Source organism: Marivirga aurantiaca (assembly GCF_016679925.1).
Lineage (GTDB): Bacteria > Bacteroidota > Bacteroidia > Cytophagales > Cyclobacteriaceae > Marivirga > Marivirga aurantiaca.
The window spans coordinates 206,263-220,720 of record NZ_JAEQBW010000004.1; the positions used below are offsets into that span (position 1 = coordinate 206,263).

14 protein-coding genes are annotated in these 14,458 nt (G+C 36.6%); 5 read left to right on the top strand and 9 right to left on the bottom strand.

Annotated elements, in window-relative coordinates; genetic code table 11:
* Window positions 1–28: 28 nt before the first annotated feature.
* Entirely contained in the window at window positions 29–874 is an 846-nt protein-coding gene (panC, locus tag JKA74_RS11225; protein ID WP_201431286.1) for a pantoate--beta-alanine ligase, read from the bottom strand.
* A 125-nt stretch (window positions 875–999) separates the two neighbouring features.
* On the opposite strand from panC, the gene JKA74_RS11230 reads away from it, so the two are divergent.
* The 3 genes from JKA74_RS11230 to glmS are packed head-to-tail and all read left to right on the top strand — an operon-like array spanning window position 1,000 to window position 5,038.
* A complete protein-coding gene (locus JKA74_RS11230; RefSeq protein ID WP_201431287.1) occupies window positions 1,000–1,812 on the top strand; it encodes a glycogen/starch synthase in 813 nt (270 codons plus the stop codon).
* Window positions 1,706–3,190 carry a DUF4270 family protein gene (locus JKA74_RS11235; protein ID WP_201431288.1) on the top strand — a complete coding sequence of 495 codons (1,485 nt, stop codon included), beginning with the start codon at window positions 1,706–1,708 and terminating at the stop codon, window positions 3,188–3,190. Before JKA74_RS11230 ends, JKA74_RS11235 begins: the two co-directional genes overlap by 107 nt.
* 12 nt (window positions 3,191–3,202) lie before the next feature.
* Window positions 3,203–5,038 carry a glutamine--fructose-6-phosphate transaminase (isomerizing) gene (gene glmS, locus JKA74_RS11240; RefSeq protein WP_201431289.1) on the top strand — a complete coding sequence of 612 codons (1,836 nt, stop codon included), beginning with the start codon at window positions 3,203–3,205 and terminating at the stop codon, window positions 5,036–5,038.
* Between the two features lie 135 nt (window positions 5,039–5,173).
* Here the strand turns inward: glmS and JKA74_RS11245 are convergent, their stop codons facing one another.
* Complete coding sequence (locus JKA74_RS11245) at window positions 5,174–5,707, bottom strand: hypothetical protein (RefSeq protein ID WP_201431290.1); 534 nt, start codon at window positions 5,705–5,707, stop codon at window positions 5,174–5,176.
* A 269-nt stretch (window positions 5,708–5,976) separates the two neighbouring features.
* Between JKA74_RS11245 and JKA74_RS11250 the strand changes: the two genes are divergently transcribed.
* Complete coding sequence (locus JKA74_RS11250) at window positions 5,977–6,435, top strand: SRPBCC domain-containing protein (protein ID WP_201431291.1); 459 nt, start codon at window positions 5,977–5,979, stop codon at window positions 6,433–6,435.
* On the opposite strand, the gene JKA74_RS11255 is transcribed toward JKA74_RS11250, so the two are convergent.
* Complete coding sequence (locus JKA74_RS11255) at window positions 6,436–7,317, bottom strand: bile acid:sodium symporter family protein (protein ID WP_201431292.1); 882 nt, start codon at window positions 7,315–7,317, stop codon at window positions 6,436–6,438. It lies immediately after the preceding gene.
* A 219-nt stretch (window positions 7,318–7,536) separates the two neighbouring features.
* Here JKA74_RS11255 and JKA74_RS11260 point away from each other — a divergent pair, with 219 nt between their 5' ends.
* Window positions 7,537–9,717 (top strand): FUSC family protein, encoded by a 2,181-nt coding sequence (locus tag JKA74_RS11260; protein ID WP_317193591.1) that lies wholly within the window; start codon window positions 7,537–7,539, stop codon window positions 9,715–9,717.
* 9 nt (window positions 9,718–9,726) lie between these two features.
* Here the strand turns inward: JKA74_RS11260 and JKA74_RS11265 are convergent, their stop codons facing one another.
* From JKA74_RS11265 to JKA74_RS11290, 6 genes are all read right to left on the bottom strand, one after another.
* Window positions 9,727–10,473, bottom strand: a complete 747-nt coding sequence (locus JKA74_RS11265) for a LytR/AlgR family response regulator transcription factor (protein ID WP_201431294.1) — start codon at window positions 10,471–10,473, stop codon at window positions 9,727–9,729.
* Between the two features lie 20 nt (window positions 10,474–10,493).
* Window positions 10,494–11,489, bottom strand: a complete 996-nt coding sequence (locus tag JKA74_RS11270; protein WP_201431295.1) for a sensor histidine kinase — start codon at window positions 11,487–11,489, stop codon at window positions 10,494–10,496.
* A 59-nt stretch (window positions 11,490–11,548) separates the two neighbouring features.
* Window positions 11,549–12,277 (bottom strand): hypothetical protein, encoded by a 729-nt coding sequence (locus JKA74_RS11275; RefSeq protein ID WP_201431296.1) that lies wholly within the window; start codon window positions 12,275–12,277, stop codon window positions 11,549–11,551.
* 264 nt (window positions 12,278–12,541) lie between these two features.
* Window positions 12,542–13,105: a YdeI/OmpD-associated family protein gene (locus JKA74_RS11280; RefSeq protein WP_201431297.1), complete on the bottom strand. Its 564-nt coding sequence runs from the start codon at window positions 13,103–13,105 to the stop codon at window positions 12,542–12,544.
* Window positions 13,106–13,236: 131 nt separating this feature from the next.
* A complete protein-coding gene (locus JKA74_RS11285; protein WP_201431298.1) occupies window positions 13,237–13,812 on the bottom strand; it encodes an NAD(P)H-dependent oxidoreductase in 576 nt (191 codons plus the stop codon).
* Window positions 13,813–13,886: 74 nt separating this feature from the next.
* Window positions 13,887–14,453 (bottom strand): Crp/Fnr family transcriptional regulator, encoded by a 567-nt coding sequence (locus JKA74_RS11290; RefSeq protein WP_201431299.1) that lies wholly within the window; start codon window positions 14,451–14,453, stop codon window positions 13,887–13,889.
* Window positions 14,454–14,458: the final 5 nt, after the last annotated feature.

Sequence of the window (14,458 nt, forward strand, 5' to 3'; positions counted from 1 at the left end):
ACAATTATTTTTCAATTGGGGTGCAAAGTTAGGAAATTAAATACATGTTATCTATTAATCTTACATTTCCTATATAACCTGCTATGCACAGAACGGTATCTGGTCGTAAGTAGTTCTCGTGCCTTGGCTTTAAATCCTGATCGTTTACTATTTCAAAGTACTCTAATTGGGCTAAATGCCCCTCAAATAACTTTTCTACTGTATGAATAGTTGTTGATCTGTCAGCTCCTGATTTTAATAAGCTTTGAGCAGTAGTAAGGCTTTGATAAAAAATCACTGCCTCTTTCCGTTCTTTTGGATTAAGCCTGCCATTACGTGAGGACATGGCCAGCCCATCTTTCTCCCTTTGAATCTGAACTGAATTGATTTCTATATTAAAAAGAAGTTCGTAAACCAGCTTCCGAATGATAGTAAGTTGTTGCAAATCTTTCTGCCCAAAAAAGGCAAAATCCGGCTGCACAATATGAAACAATTTTGATACCACTAAAGCCACCCCACTGAAGTGATTTGGACGATAGGCCCCCTCAAGCACTTTATCCAGTTCGCCAAAATCAAATTTTAAAGTGGAGGAAGTATGGTACATTATATCATCCGAAGGAGTAAAAAGAATATCACATCCTGCGGACTCTAGTTTTTTGATGTCATCAGTGATATTACGAGGATAGTTTTTGAGATCCTCGGCATTATTAAATTGTGTAGGGTTTATATATATGCTGCATACTACCTTATCTGCTTTTTTTTGCGCTGCTTTAATCAAGCTTATATGGCCATCATGCAGCGCGCCCATAGTAGGAACAAAAGCAATGGTGTGGCCATTGAAACGATGATTGGCTATAACGTCTTGTATATCAGATATTGATTCGCAGATGGTCATAAAAAATGCGCTAAATTATAAAGTTTGAGAACAAAACTAGCTTTTTATGAGAAAAATTAATGGAAATAGCATAAATTTTTGTATTTTTGTGCTTCGTTTATGAATTAATCAAATCAAATAAACATATGTCAAAGCTTCGAATTCTCTACGTAGCCAACGAAATAAATCCATTTTTAAAAACTTCAGAAGTCGCAGATTTCGTAAGGAAATTACCTCAAGCCATGCAGGAACGAGGTATGGAAATACGTATCCTGGTACCGCGATTCGGCCTTATTAATGAAAGGAAGAACAGGTTGCATGAAGTAGTGCGTTTGTCCGGAATTAATATTTCTGTGGGAGAGGAAGAAAAACCTTTAATCATAAAGGTGGCATCTATACCTAATGCAAAATTGCAAGTTTATTTTATTGATAATGAGGACTATTTCCAGCGCAAGTCGGTTTTTCATGATAAGGAGAATAATTTTTATGCCGATAATGATGAAAGAGCAATTTTCTTCTGCAAAGGTGCGTTAGAAACCGTAAGGAAATTAGGTTGGGCTCCCGATGTGGTTCATTGTAATGACTGGATGACAAGTCTGATTCCGATGTACCTTAAAACCACTTATAAGAACGATCCGATATTTAAAGACGCAAAATCTATATTTACTGTGTATAATACGGAATTCTCTCATAAATTTGGGACGGATTTGCTGGATAAGGTAAAAATGCTTGATATTGATGATAGCATGTTATCAAATCTGGAATCCGGGGATTTTGAAGGGTTTATCAAAATCGGGGCACAATATGCTGACGCAGTAATTAAAGCAGGAGATGAGTTTAAAGAAAATTTGGATGAGTTATTTTCAACGTTTGATGAAGATAAAAGAGTTGATACAATTGAAAAAGGTGAAGGATTCACCGAATCCTATTTCAATTTATATACAGAATTGGCTGGTTAAGCCTACATTTCTTATAGGGCCGGTAGTTCTACTGGCCCTGTTTTTCCAATCATGTGAAGAGCCTATTGAAGTTACCGGGGATTTGGTGCCTGGAGTGGATAATACGGAATTAAGATTCGTGGAATTGCCTTTACAAGTGCAACAATCTGCTTATGATTCTGTGCTGGTAAGTTCTAACAATATTGCCGGGTTCGAAAACAGGGTTTATATAGGCCAGAATAATGACCCTCAAATTGGTGATGTGAAGGCAAATGCCTTTGTTGGAGCAGTTTTGCCAGGCAATTTTGACAGGAGTGATGTGAGTACAGGGTCTACTATAGTTAGAACACGCTTATACATGAACTTTAATTATTTTTATGGTGAGGAGTTTACAAGTCTGCAATCCTTTAGGGTAAGTCAGTTAAGTGATACCCTTGCAAATAAGAATTACACAATTTACGATGAAATTGGGGTGGGGCTGGAAATTTCTGAGGAAAATAGTATGATTGTAGCACCCACTGATACAGTCACAACTTTTGTGCCTATCAAAAATTCTTTTGGAAGTACTATGCTTTCTGCTATTGCAAATGATGATCTGTCAAATTCTGAGTTGTATGAAGCTTTAAAGGGTTTTAAGATAGAAACCACAGGAGATGCCCAAAATATTCAAGGCCTTAATATAGCTAGTGGGGCTTCTTATTTTGAGCTGATTTATGAGGACCCACAAGAAGATACACTTCAGAAAGTCACATTTAACCTTGCCTCAGCAAGTTTTACCCAAGTTGGTTTTCAACCAGGGTCTTTGATTCCATCTGATTATTCAGGCAGACAGTCATTTGACTTGAGCGATCCTTCAAAGGTATATTTTAACAATATGTTGGGTATTTTCCCGGTGATCGATTTCAAGCCATATCTTGATTTTATTGATACAGTGGATTTTATGCTGATCAATAGCGCAGAATTTGTCATTTCTAATCCGGAATTCGAAACTATTGATAACAATATTGTTCAAAAAAGCCCTCCAGAATTTATCGTTCCCTATATTTTGAACAAGGAAGGTGTTGTTGAAAAAGTAGCGGAGGATTTTTGGGCTATTCAAAGAAATTTTAATAGCAATGGTGGAATGGCCAACCCGGAAAGTGCAACTTCTCCAGTGACTATGGGCTTTAACAAAGACAAAAAAGTAATCAATGCAGATATAAGTTTTTTTCTACAAGAAATATTTGATAATCCCGGTTTTTGGAACCCTGATTATACTATCTTGCCTATAGGAAGAATAATTAGCAGAAACCCTACACCATTTAACGAAACCCCAACCATGCCAATAGGAAACTTCAACAATTTCCTGGTTGATAAATCAGAAATTAAATTAAAAGTATATTATACTACATTTAAGTAAAAATCAAATTATATGTGTGGAATTGTAGCGTATATAGGACATCAGAATGCTTCTGAGATTATAATAAAAGGCCTGAAAAGGCTTGAGTACAGAGGTTATGACAGTGCTGGGATAGCACTGATGAATGACGGGCTTAATGTTTATAAGAAAAAAGGTAAAGTAAGCGAGCTAGAAGAATTCATAAAAGACAAGAATATGAAGAGCACCATCGGGATTGGTCATACCAGATGGGCTACACATGGTGAACCGAATGATGTAAACGCACATCCACACTTTTCTCAGAGTGGAAAGTTGGCCATTATTCACAATGGGATAATTGAAAATTATTCAGCACTTAAAAAAGATCTTGAGAACAAAGGGTATACTTTTAGGAGCGAAACAGATTCAGAGGTTTTTATCAATTTTATTGAGGATATCTTCAATAACAATGAAGGTACTTTAGAGGAGGCCGTAAGATTGGCACTTACCAAAGTTGTCGGTGCTTATGCAATTGTTATCATGTCCAGCGATCATCCTGACCAGTTAATAGCCGCAAGAAAAGGTAGCCCAATGGTAATAGGAGTTGGTAAAGATGAATTTTTTCTGGCTTCAGACGCCACTCCAATTGTAGAATATACAAATGAAGTTATATATGTTAATGACTACGAAATTGCCCTTATAAAAGATGGTGAATTAACTATTAGAGATACTAAGGATGTTAAGATGACTCCTTATATCCAAAAAGTGGACATGGAATTGGAAGCTATCGAGAAGGGTGGGTTTGAGCATTTCATGTTGAAGGAAATTTTTGAACAGCCAAAATCTATTAAAGATTGTTTTCGTGGGAGATTGATTGCTAATGACGGGAAACTGGTTCTTGGCGGAATCAGAGAGTATGCCAATGCCCTGACTAATGCAAACAGAATCGTAATTGTAGCCTGTGGTACTTCATGGCATGCAGGTTTGGTGGCGGAGTATATTTTTGAAGAATTTTGTCGCATACCTGTAGAAGTAGAATATGCTTCTGAATTTAGATACAGAAATCCAATTATTAGTGAAGGAGATATCGTTATTGCTATTTCCCAATCCGGTGAAACAGCAGATACTTTGGCAGCTATGGAATTGGCCAAATCAAAAGGAGCAATCGTATTAGGTGTTTGTAATGTAGTAGGATCTTCTATTTCAAGGGTTTCCCATGAAGGGGTTTATACACATGCAGGCCCTGAAATTGGTGTGGCCAGTACAAAAGCATTTACTGCACAGCTTACGGTTTTGACTATGATTGCCTTAAGAGTGGCTCATAGAAAGGGAACTATGGCCGAGCAGCGCTACAGGTCTTTGTTGGCAGAGCTGGAAACAATTCCTGCTAAGGTTGAGAAAGCCCTAAAGACGGATGACCAGGTGAAGAAAATTGCTGAACTATTCAAGGATGCCCGAAACTTCCTTTATTTGGGAAGGGGGTATAATTTTCCTGTGGCATTGGAAGGAGCTTTAAAATTAAAGGAAATTTCCTACATACATGCTGAGGGATATCCGGCTGCAGAAATGAAGCATGGCCCTATTGCATTAATAGATGAAGAAATGCCTGTAGTGGTTATTGCTACACGTGATAGTTCATATGATAAAATTGTTTCTAATATACAGGAAGTAAAGGCCAGAAAAGGAAAGGTGATAGCCATTGTTTCCGAAGGTGATTCCCTGATCCCTACTATGGTGGATTTTACCATTGAAGTACCAGGTACACATGATGCTTTAATGCCTATGGTGGCGACTATTCCTTTACAGTTATTGTCGTACCACATTGCTGTAATGAGAGGTTGTAATGTTGACCAGCCAAGGAATTTAGCTAAAAGTGTTACCGTGGAATAAAAGATTCTTGAAATAAGATTGATAGATTAAAAAAAGGAGCTGAGAGGCTCCTTTTTTATTGGTGTTTACAGAATTAACTGCTACTCAGAAAATTATTTACCGGCAGTGACTATTCTTCTATAGTTAAGACAATATTTAACTTCCGGCAGATGCAGTAACTACCCCATAAATGGTAAACTTCATGGTCAAATCCACAGGCCCATCAGTAGTCACATCAGCTTTTAGGTCAAATTTCTCCATGGTTTCCAGATAATTAACTATTTCAAGCAAAGCACTTGACGGCACATCAATTTCAGTTTCTTCTGTTAATTGCAAAAGATTGCCCACTTCATAAATAGTTGGACCAGTGGCTGCTTCAAAATCACTCATATTTAAAGTTAATGAGGCAGTGTTTCCATTTGAAAGATTATCTGTAACTGTTATAGTAACTTTTTCAGCAGAAAATGATTTGATTCTGTCTTCATAATCGGAAAGGTCTTCTGAAGGATCTATTGTTTGTACTATCAGTGTGTCTCCTGCATCATTTGTAGCAACATGAAAAGATTCACTAATCGTGCTATCCACAGAAACATCTAACAATGAATCGGTATCATTGCATGAGATAGCTGTTAAGCTAAAAAGTGCGACAATAGAGAGTGAGTAGACTAAAAACTTTTTTAAATTTTCCATAACCGTAATAATTTATATCTTAGTAGTGTAAAACCATATTTATATATCCCTAATATGAGTTTTATCCTAAAAAAAAAACTATTTTTTTCGATGAACAGACCTAAATGATAGATAGTCATGAAATGTCCATTACCAAAGCATCCCATTGGGAAAAATCAACATACCAACCGAGGAGGAATATAAGAAAAAAACAGGTTTAGAAGTAGATGATACCCTCATTAAGCCAGAGAATCCATTGAATCCCATCATGTAAATACTTAAATTAGTAAATGCAAAATTCAAAACTACGTATAAACACAGCATTGCAAATAGGCAAAACTGCAGCGGAAGTCTTTGAAGCTATAGTTGATCCTGCTAAAATGAGTCAGTATTTTATCTCTAAAAGCACCGGCCGCATGGAGGAAGGGAAAGAATTGATTTGGCATTTCCCTGAATTTGAAGAGGCTGCCCCTGTAAAGGTGGGTAAAATGGAGAAAGGCAAATATATTTCGTTTTACTGGGAAGCTGATGGACTTAAATTATTGGTTGAAATCACTTTGGAAGCTGTTAATAGTCATTCAACTTTAGTAAAGGTTACAGAAGGAGAAAGAGAGAATAATGAAGCCGGAATTAACTGGTTAAAGGGCAATACAGAAGGATGGGCAAATTTTCTGGCTTGCCTAAAAGCGTATTTGGAATATGGTATCAACCTAAGAAAAGGAGGTTTTGATTTTCATAAAGTAAAGTAATTAACTCACTCTTTTTGGTTTAAAATACTTTTTTAGCATCCAGGCAAACAAAAACGTGGTGAAAAAGGAAAAGGTACCGTAAAGTACTGCAATCATCTCCATTTCATCATTTTCCAAAATTTGTGAAGCTACAAAAATAGCCAGAGCAGAATTTTGGAGACCCATTTCAATGGCAATGGTAAAATTACCACTATGTTTTATGCCCAACATCCTGGAGATATAAAATCCTCCCAACATACCCAAAATATTGAGTAATAGAAGGGGAAAAACCAGGTGGTAATCAGCAAGTATTGTTTTGGCATTCCCGCCATTACCCGAGAACATAGCGTAGGCCACTATTGCTATTAATAGTAACGGAAGGATAATTCGTGAAGGTTGGCGAAGTTTATCAGTGAACTTATCAGGAGTATATTCATTAACTAAAATACCAGCTATTACCGGAAGTACTACGGTGAATAAAATATCATTGAAAGTATCCGAAAAGCTCAATGAAATTTCAGTGTCCTTTCCTAAAAATACGAGCAATGCCAAACTTACAAACATAGGGATGGTGAAGATGATAGCAAAGCTGTTAAAGGAGGTGAGAGAAACAGATAAAGCTACTCTTCCTTTTAACATATGGGTAACAAGGTTGGAGGCTGTACCACCCGGAACGGAAGCAATTAAAACTATTCCTACTTTGTAGGCCGGATCAATTGGCCAAAAATATACAATGATAAACGCTAAAATGGGGAGTAAGATCAATTGACAGCAAAGCCCGGTTAAAATGGCTTTAGGGTGGGTAAAAACTCGGGAAAAATCTTTAAATTTTAAGGTTAAACCAATGCCGAACATGATGATGGCGATGGCAATTGGCATCAGTAAATCAGCAAAATTATACATGCAGTTTGTTTAGTATTCCTTCTTTCATACGGAAATATTTGATTTTGATTGGCATGTAACTCATTAATTCTTCCCTAATTTAATATTAGTTAATCATTATCATTTAACAAATTCCACATCAAAGTCTAAGCTAATTCTTAATTTAGCAATATGTTGATGAATGCAGGATCTTCTATCAGAAATTTTTTGAAGAGCTCGGATTTTCTAAAATCTTTGCTGGTGACCTTTGGAATAGTTTTGCCCATTATTATTGGCATCAGCCTGGATATGCTTCCTTATTTTCTAAGCGTAGCCATAGGAATGTTTTTAACCTCCAGTAGTGATGTGCCTGGTAGCAGAAGGCATAAAAGCATCGGAATATTGACTGCAACACTTATTGCCATGTTGGCCACTATTGTCACCACTTTTGCAGCAGCTAATTTATATATTTTACTTCCGATAATGGCAATTCTCGTTTTTGCCATCTCATTTATTTCTGTTTATGGATTCCGTGCTTCCCTTATTTCGTTTTCCGGATTATTAGCCATAGTCTTAAGTTTTGCCCATAAGCAAACCGGCATTGATATTCTTATTCACACTTTGCTGATAGGAGCGGGAGGTCTATGGTCTTTGTTGCTTTCCGTTAGCTTTCATCCATTACTCCAAAAGCGTCAAATCAATAACGGCTTAACCGAATGCTTAAGTCTTACGGCCAAATATATTAGAATTAGAGGTAAGCTTGCTATCGAAAACACAAATGAAAGTAACCTAAAGACTGAGTTATATGACTTACAGGTAAAAATAAATGACAGCCATGAATCCTTGAGAGAGCTTTTATTAAATGAAAGGCAGACTTCCGGGTTTTCAAATTTCAAGAGGAAACAGCTATTAATCTTTATTGAATTAATTGATATTCTTGAACTTTCACTTGCCAACCCGGCTAACTATGAGCGAATTAATAAAATTTTTGAACATCATGAAAAGGTGACGGATCCTTTTATTGAGTTGGTATTTGAATTGTCCAACAGGCTGGAGCAACTGGCATTGTGCATGGGGAAAGGGAAGAAACTCACGCCTATAAAGGATTTGGAACCTATCATTAATAGATGTCGACTGAATATACAGGATTACATTGCTACTGTAAAATTGCCTCAGGCACGTGAGGGAGCCTTGTTGCTCCATAATTTATTGGATTATGAGGAAAAACAATTGCAAAAGATTCAATCAATTGAAAGAATATATCAGGATCTTGAAAGTAACAGAAAGAGTAGCCTTAGAAATAAAGAAGGTCAAAGGTTTATTACGCATCAGGATTATGATTTAAATATACTCAGGGAAAATTTTAGTTTCAAATCGCCTATTTTTAAACACTCTGCCAGGTTAACTATTGCCATGTTAGTAGGTTTTAGTATTGGAATCATCTTTTCCATCCAAAATGCCTACTGGATATTGCTGACTATGGTGGTAATTATGCGGCCGGGCTATACCTTGACAAAAGAACGCTCTAAACACCGGCTTTATGGGACACTAATTGGTGCGGGCATTGCTGCTGTTATCGTATTGCTGACTCAAAACACCTATGTTTATGCCATGCTATCAGTTATTTCACTCATGCTGGCGTTAAGCTTTATCCAGAAAAACTATCGTACTTCTTCCATCTTTATTACGCTTAGTGTAATTTTTATTTATGCCCTTATTAAGCCTGATGCATTTGAAGTGATTGAATTCCGTGTGTTGGATACGCTAACAGGCGCACTAATTGCTATGCTTACCATTTCTTTTTTATGGCCGGCATGGGAGTCTTCCGGTATCAAATCCATCATTGTTCAGGCAATAAAGGCCAATCGTAATTATTTGACTGAGATCAACAACTATTATCACCATCAAAAGGATAATACCACTGCCTATAAACTGGCCAGGAAAGAGGCTTTTCTGGAAATGGGCAATTTAAATGCAGCCTTTCAAAGAATGAGCCAGGAGCCAAAGTCACGCCAACAAAACCTGGGAAAGATTTATGAAATTGTAGGCTTAAATCATACATTTCTGGCAGCTGTGGCGGCTTTAGGCACTTTTATTTTAAGTAATAAAAATAAAACCGTTTCTCATTCTTTTGAATTGATTATAGAATCTATAGACACTAACTTAACTCAAGCTTTACAGACTGCGCAAAATGAAGAACTAATCGATAGCATTAAAGAAGATAAGGTGGCGGAAGCTTATGGGCAGCTTGAAGAAAAATATAATGAATTGGTAGCTATCAGAACTCAGGAACTTGAGCGCGAAGAAAATAAACCTATTGACCCGGGATTTAGAAAGAACCTGCAGGAAGCTCGTTTGATTTCTGATCAGTTGAAGTGGCTGGTAACAATTTCCGGGAGCTTAAAGAAGGCAGTGATTGAGTTTGAGGGTAAAAAAAGCTAAATTAAGTGCTCATTTTTCGAGCCATTTCCGAAAACTTGCAGTATTAGAACTACTTGTAATTAAGTTTTGCCTATAGTTCTTCAAACGAATTGATAACCGATCATTAAAAAATGGTTCTATTTGATCTATAAAATCAATATTTACTATTTCCCCTCTGTTGATTTGAAAAAACTTTTCAGGGTTCAGTTCTTTGGCCAGATCTGCAATTTTATACCTGAATACATACTCTTTCCCTTCATTGTCCATAGCAGTGCATACCCCTTCGTTGGTGCAGATAAAACTTACGTTTCTCATTTCTAACAATTTCAAGCTTTCTCCAGCTTTTACCAAAATTCTTTCTTTTGATTTGGCTTGCTCCTTATTGATCCAATTACTGATAGCAGACCAATCGTGAGAAGCATTGTTCTTCAGCTGATGAAATTTATCCATTGCCTTTTTAAAGCGTTCGTAGCTCACTGGTTTTAGCAAATAAGCAATGCCGTTTGCATCAAATGCATCCTGGTAAAAAGTATCGAAAGCAGTAGTAAAGATTATGGGGCAACTAATAATTCCTTTTTGCAGAGTGGTAAAAACAGGTCCGTCCAGCAGTTGGATATCGGAAAAGATGAGTTCGGGAGAGGGGTTTTTACTGAACCAGCTTTCTACATCTTTATTGGAGGATAAAACGCCTAAAATATTCATATTGCCGTATCTTTCAATATGTGCGGCAATATGCTCGGCATTAAGCTTTTCGTCTTCAACTATTAATACATTCATTTTACTCTTATTTGGCAATGCTACTCGCTAATTACAGGTATTTCTACTACAAAACAATTGTCTTTTTCTGCTATTTTAATTGATTTGCCAAAAATCAGTTCATATCGTTTACTGATATTATTGAGTCCTTTTCCACTGCTAATGGATGATGCTTGGGGACGCAATGGATTTTTAATAATGATTAAAGATTCACTTCTCGTTATTTCAACGATCAATGGTTGGCTTTCACTGGCGGTATTGTGTTTAATAGCATTTTCAATACACGTATGTAACACAAAAGGAATCACTTGCCCTGAGGAATCATCAACCTTTAAATCAACTTGGTACACATGCCCGAACCGGTTGACAATTAGATGAATATATTGACTTAAAAATTCAAGTTCTTGTTGCAAATGCACTTTATCCGATTCATTATGTTTAAGGAAATAACGGTAAACCTCCGAAAGACTATCTAAAAATGGTTCAGCCTCATTGCTTCCTTTTCGCATCATGGAAGACAGTATACTTAAATTGTTAAAAAGGAAGTGTGGCTCCAGGTTTTTAGTCAATAGCTGCGACTGCAAGTTTTGTTTCTCACGGTTCAGTGCCTGAGAGTTACGGAAATATAAATAGGCCAGGGTGAGCCCACTGATAGGTATAAAGCTTAATGAGGTTCCGAAAACAATATTACCTGTTAGTTGATTTAGATTTATTGATAAACCATTTAATGTTCTTACAATAATAAAATAAATACTGGTAAAGAAGGAGAAAAAAATCAGGGCAAGAACAAAAGCAATAAGCACTTTATATTTTAATAGTTTTCTGAGTTTTGAACTAAAATGCCAGGCGATGAGAGTCGCAAAGAAAGCAAGTAAGCTATCAACGAAGCCAAAAATATGATCTCCAAGGCTGAAGAAGTTTAGGCTTCCTTTTTTTACAATATAAAAATTGAATATGTTAAGGGTGTTGATGATTAAGATGGCCAATAAAATGAGCAGGCTATTCTTAATTAGGGTAATTTTATGGTAATTCTTCATTTGCGATAAAAATATAAAAAGTCTTTGATTCCTTTATGAACCAAAGACTTTTTTGCAGATCATTTTTCCAGCAAATCTTTTAACTCATTGTTTTCATCCATTGTCTGAATTTTCGGATTGCCGTTTCCGTCCACATATATCATCAGCTTTGGATTGCCATTTTCATCGTTAAGAAAAAGACCATTGCTGCCATCTCTGCTTTTTCCTAAAAATACCAGAGGTCTGGGGCCGCCTTGTTCCTGAATCTCCATCATTCGCTTTCTTCTTTCGTTTTTATCTTCTATCTCTTTGGCTGCTTCCATATCTCTCATTGTTTGCATTAAGGTGCTGCCTTGGGGAAAATCATTGATCATAAAGCCCCTGGAGGAATGAATTTTCTCACCTTCAACCATTTCTTTATTTAAGATTTGGATTACCTGATCATTTTTGTATTGATCAAATGTAAGGGACATACCGCTGCTCTTTCTGCCATTTTCACCACTTACACCGTAGATCAAACCACCGCATTCATCTCCCTCGTCATTAAAGAATATCATTCCTGCATGCCTTTCTCTAAAAGGAACATCCACCCCGTCCATTCGGCCAGAATGCTGTCTTGCTTTATTGCTGAGTACCATTCTGATGGTACCATCATCTTCAATAATGTTGATGCGTTTTACTGTGAGTTCGTCCATCTGCTGATGCATTTTGGAAGTAGTAAAAGCCGTAAGAAAAATGGCTAATAAAAGCACGCCTGCAAAATTTAAATTTACTTTTCTAGTTGAGATGTTCAATATTTTCTTTTCCATGATTGTTTTTTTATTTTGATCAAAACTAGTCTAAAGCAAGAATGGAAAGAAGGTGCTTTTAATGAATTGAAGGTTTGGCTAAATGAATTGGAGGAAAAGGTAAATGATTAAAATCATTAGATGTTTGGCTTCCTCTTTTTTGGGAACCATCCGAGCTATCATGTATGGAGAGCTAATTGAAATTTTTCCAGGCTAACAAAGCGGGTAAGAGAGAAGATAGTTGATGGGGTATGAATGTAGGCCGGACTTTTGATGATCTAATATTTAATCGTTTCTATACTTATCATGGAGACCCACTCCCTGCATGATCATAGGTTTAATTTTTTCCAATCTGTCAATTTTGGTCTGCTCTCTTTTGGCAGTGTCTATATATTCCGCGTATTCCTTTTGCTTAAAGGGGGTAAATTTTAAGAAGGCTTCCTTAAACTTTGTGTCCGTTTTAAGCGCTTCGTTTAATAATGAAGGGATTACCAGTTTACCGGATTTTTCCGGTTTCCATTTTTTGCCTTGTTTCTCATTCCCAATGGCTTCCTGAATGTATTCAGTTATTTTTTTCTCGTCCATTTCCTCTACAGAGGTAAATTGCCAATGCCTCAGTGCTTTGGTTTTGCCTTCCTGAGAGTTAGATAAAACCTGGTAAGGATCATTTAAAAAGACACCATTGAAAAACCACAAGCTTACATAATTTTTAAAGGCAGCAAGAGATAATACGTTGCCATTATTTATGGTATATACTTCACCACCCCATTTTGTAGTTTGCACAAGTTCTGTTTTTTGGATAATAGATCGAAGAAATTCCAATTCTTTGCTCCAGTTGTCGTTTTTCATCTGCTTTACTTTAAGATGCTTAGCTAATATGATATTAAATTAAGGAAATTTGCCAGAAGCCGCAATTGAATTTAGGAATGGAGAAAGAAATCAGCAACAAACTAGTTCCATTGCAGTTGTCTTGTCGGAATCTACTTATTATTTCTTCCCATTCGCTCAACCTTTTCAATCCATCGTTCCCTAAATGGTAATTTGGAGTGCTTCAGCGGACCAATGGTGGTGACTTTTACTGGTTTAATGCCACAAAATTCCAGAGTTAATTTTTTCATCGAATTATGACTGGGTTGGCGGTAAACCAACCAATAATACCATGCCGGTTGGTCAAGCGTGCTAATGATGCGGGCAGTTTTACCTGTTAAATATTTGTCCCACCATAAGGAATCCTCCCGTTTTTGATAGGCAAATCCCGGCAGTAGCACTCTGTCTAAAAAACCTTTCATAATGGCAGGCACAGATCCCCACCATACAGGATAAATCCAAACTAGGTGATCGGCCCATTTGATTTTATCCTGAGCATTAAGTAAATCAAGCTCCAACTCAGTTCTTTTTCTGTAACCAAATTGGAGATTATGATTAAAATTCAATTCTCTTATGTTAATTTCCTGCACTTCAGCCCCTGAAGAAAGGGCTCCTTTTTTATAGGCTTCGGCCAGTGCAAAGTTGTAACTTTCTTTATCAGGGTGGCCATTGATGATGAGTATTTTCATTGTAGTTTCTTTTCATCAAAAGTAGGCTGTTCCTGTTGTTCAGGAAGAGGACATATGTCTAATAAAAAGAAACTTTACACATTTTGAAAATCTGCCCTCAGTCGACTTAAATGCCTGGGAGTGATATTCAAAAAAGAAGCAAGGTGTTTGAGTGGTATGTATCGCACTAATTCTTCTCTTTCATTAATCAATTTTTCATAGCGCTCTTTGGCATCCAGTCTTTGCAGGTCAAGCATCCGGTTTTCCAACTCAATATATTGTTGTTCTACAAGAATTTTAACTACTTTCATCCATCTGAAATTATTCTCAACCAGTTTATTCAGATCACTTTTTTTGATGACTTCCAGTTCTAAATCAGTAAGTGCTTGTATATTCTCATGGGTAGGCTTTTCTTCAATTAAACTTGAAAGAGCAGTCATTAAATTATTACCAAAGGTTAGGCAGTAAGTTACTTCTTCTCCGTTGGGCTTAGTGAAGAAAGAGCGTAGTATGCCAGAACGGATAAAAACCACTTCTTTACATACCTCTCCCTCCTGAATAAGAAATGATCCTTTTTTAATTTGTTTAGAGCTTGTAATTCCTTCAAGCAAATGCAATTCTTCTTCGCTCAGGATATTAAGAGATTGAAAATATGATTTCATATTGC

What these genes read in the sequence shown, in the direction of transcription:
- panC (WP_201431286.1), bottom strand. Translation starts at nt 874, where the DNA reads ATGACCATCTGCGAATCAATATCTGATATACAAGACGTTATAGCCAAT.
- JKA74_RS11230 (WP_201431287.1), top strand. Translation starts at nt 1,000, where the DNA reads ATGTCAAAGCTTCGAATTCTCTACGTAGCCAACGAAATAAATCCATTT.
- JKA74_RS11235 (WP_201431288.1), top strand. Translation starts at nt 1,706, where the DNA reads ATGAGTTATTTTCAACGTTTGATGAAGATAAAAGAGTTGATACAATTG.
- glmS (WP_201431289.1), top strand. Translation starts at nt 3,203, where the DNA reads ATGTGTGGAATTGTAGCGTATATAGGACATCAGAATGCTTCTGAGATT.
- JKA74_RS11245 (WP_201431290.1), bottom strand. Translation starts at nt 5,707, where the DNA reads ATGGAAAATTTAAAAAAGTTTTTAGTCTACTCACTCTCTATTGTCGCA.
- JKA74_RS11250 (WP_201431291.1), top strand. Translation starts at nt 5,977, where the DNA reads ATGCAAAATTCAAAACTACGTATAAACACAGCATTGCAAATAGGCAAA.
- JKA74_RS11255 (WP_201431292.1), bottom strand. Translation starts at nt 7,317, where the DNA reads ATGTATAATTTTGCTGATTTACTGATGCCAATTGCCATCGCCATCATC.
- JKA74_RS11265 (WP_201431294.1), bottom strand. Translation starts at nt 10,473, where the DNA reads ATGAATGTATTAATAGTTGAAGACGAAAAGCTTAATGCCGAGCATATT.
- JKA74_RS11270 (WP_201431295.1), bottom strand. Translation starts at nt 11,489, where the DNA reads ATGAAGAATTACCATAAAATTACCCTAATTAAGAATAGCCTGCTCATT.
- JKA74_RS11275 (WP_201431296.1), bottom strand. Translation starts at nt 12,277, where the DNA reads ATGGAAAAGAAAATATTGAACATCTCAACTAGAAAAGTAAATTTAAAT.
- JKA74_RS11280 (WP_201431297.1), bottom strand. Translation starts at nt 13,105, where the DNA reads ATGAAAAACGACAACTGGAGCAAAGAATTGGAATTTCTTCGATCTATT.
- JKA74_RS11285 (WP_201431298.1), bottom strand. Translation starts at nt 13,812, where the DNA reads ATGAAAATACTCATCATCAATGGCCACCCTGATAAAGAAAGTTACAAC.
- JKA74_RS11290 (WP_201431299.1), bottom strand. Translation starts at nt 14,453, where the DNA reads ATGAAATCATATTTTCAATCTCTTAATATCCTGAGCGAAGAAGAATTG.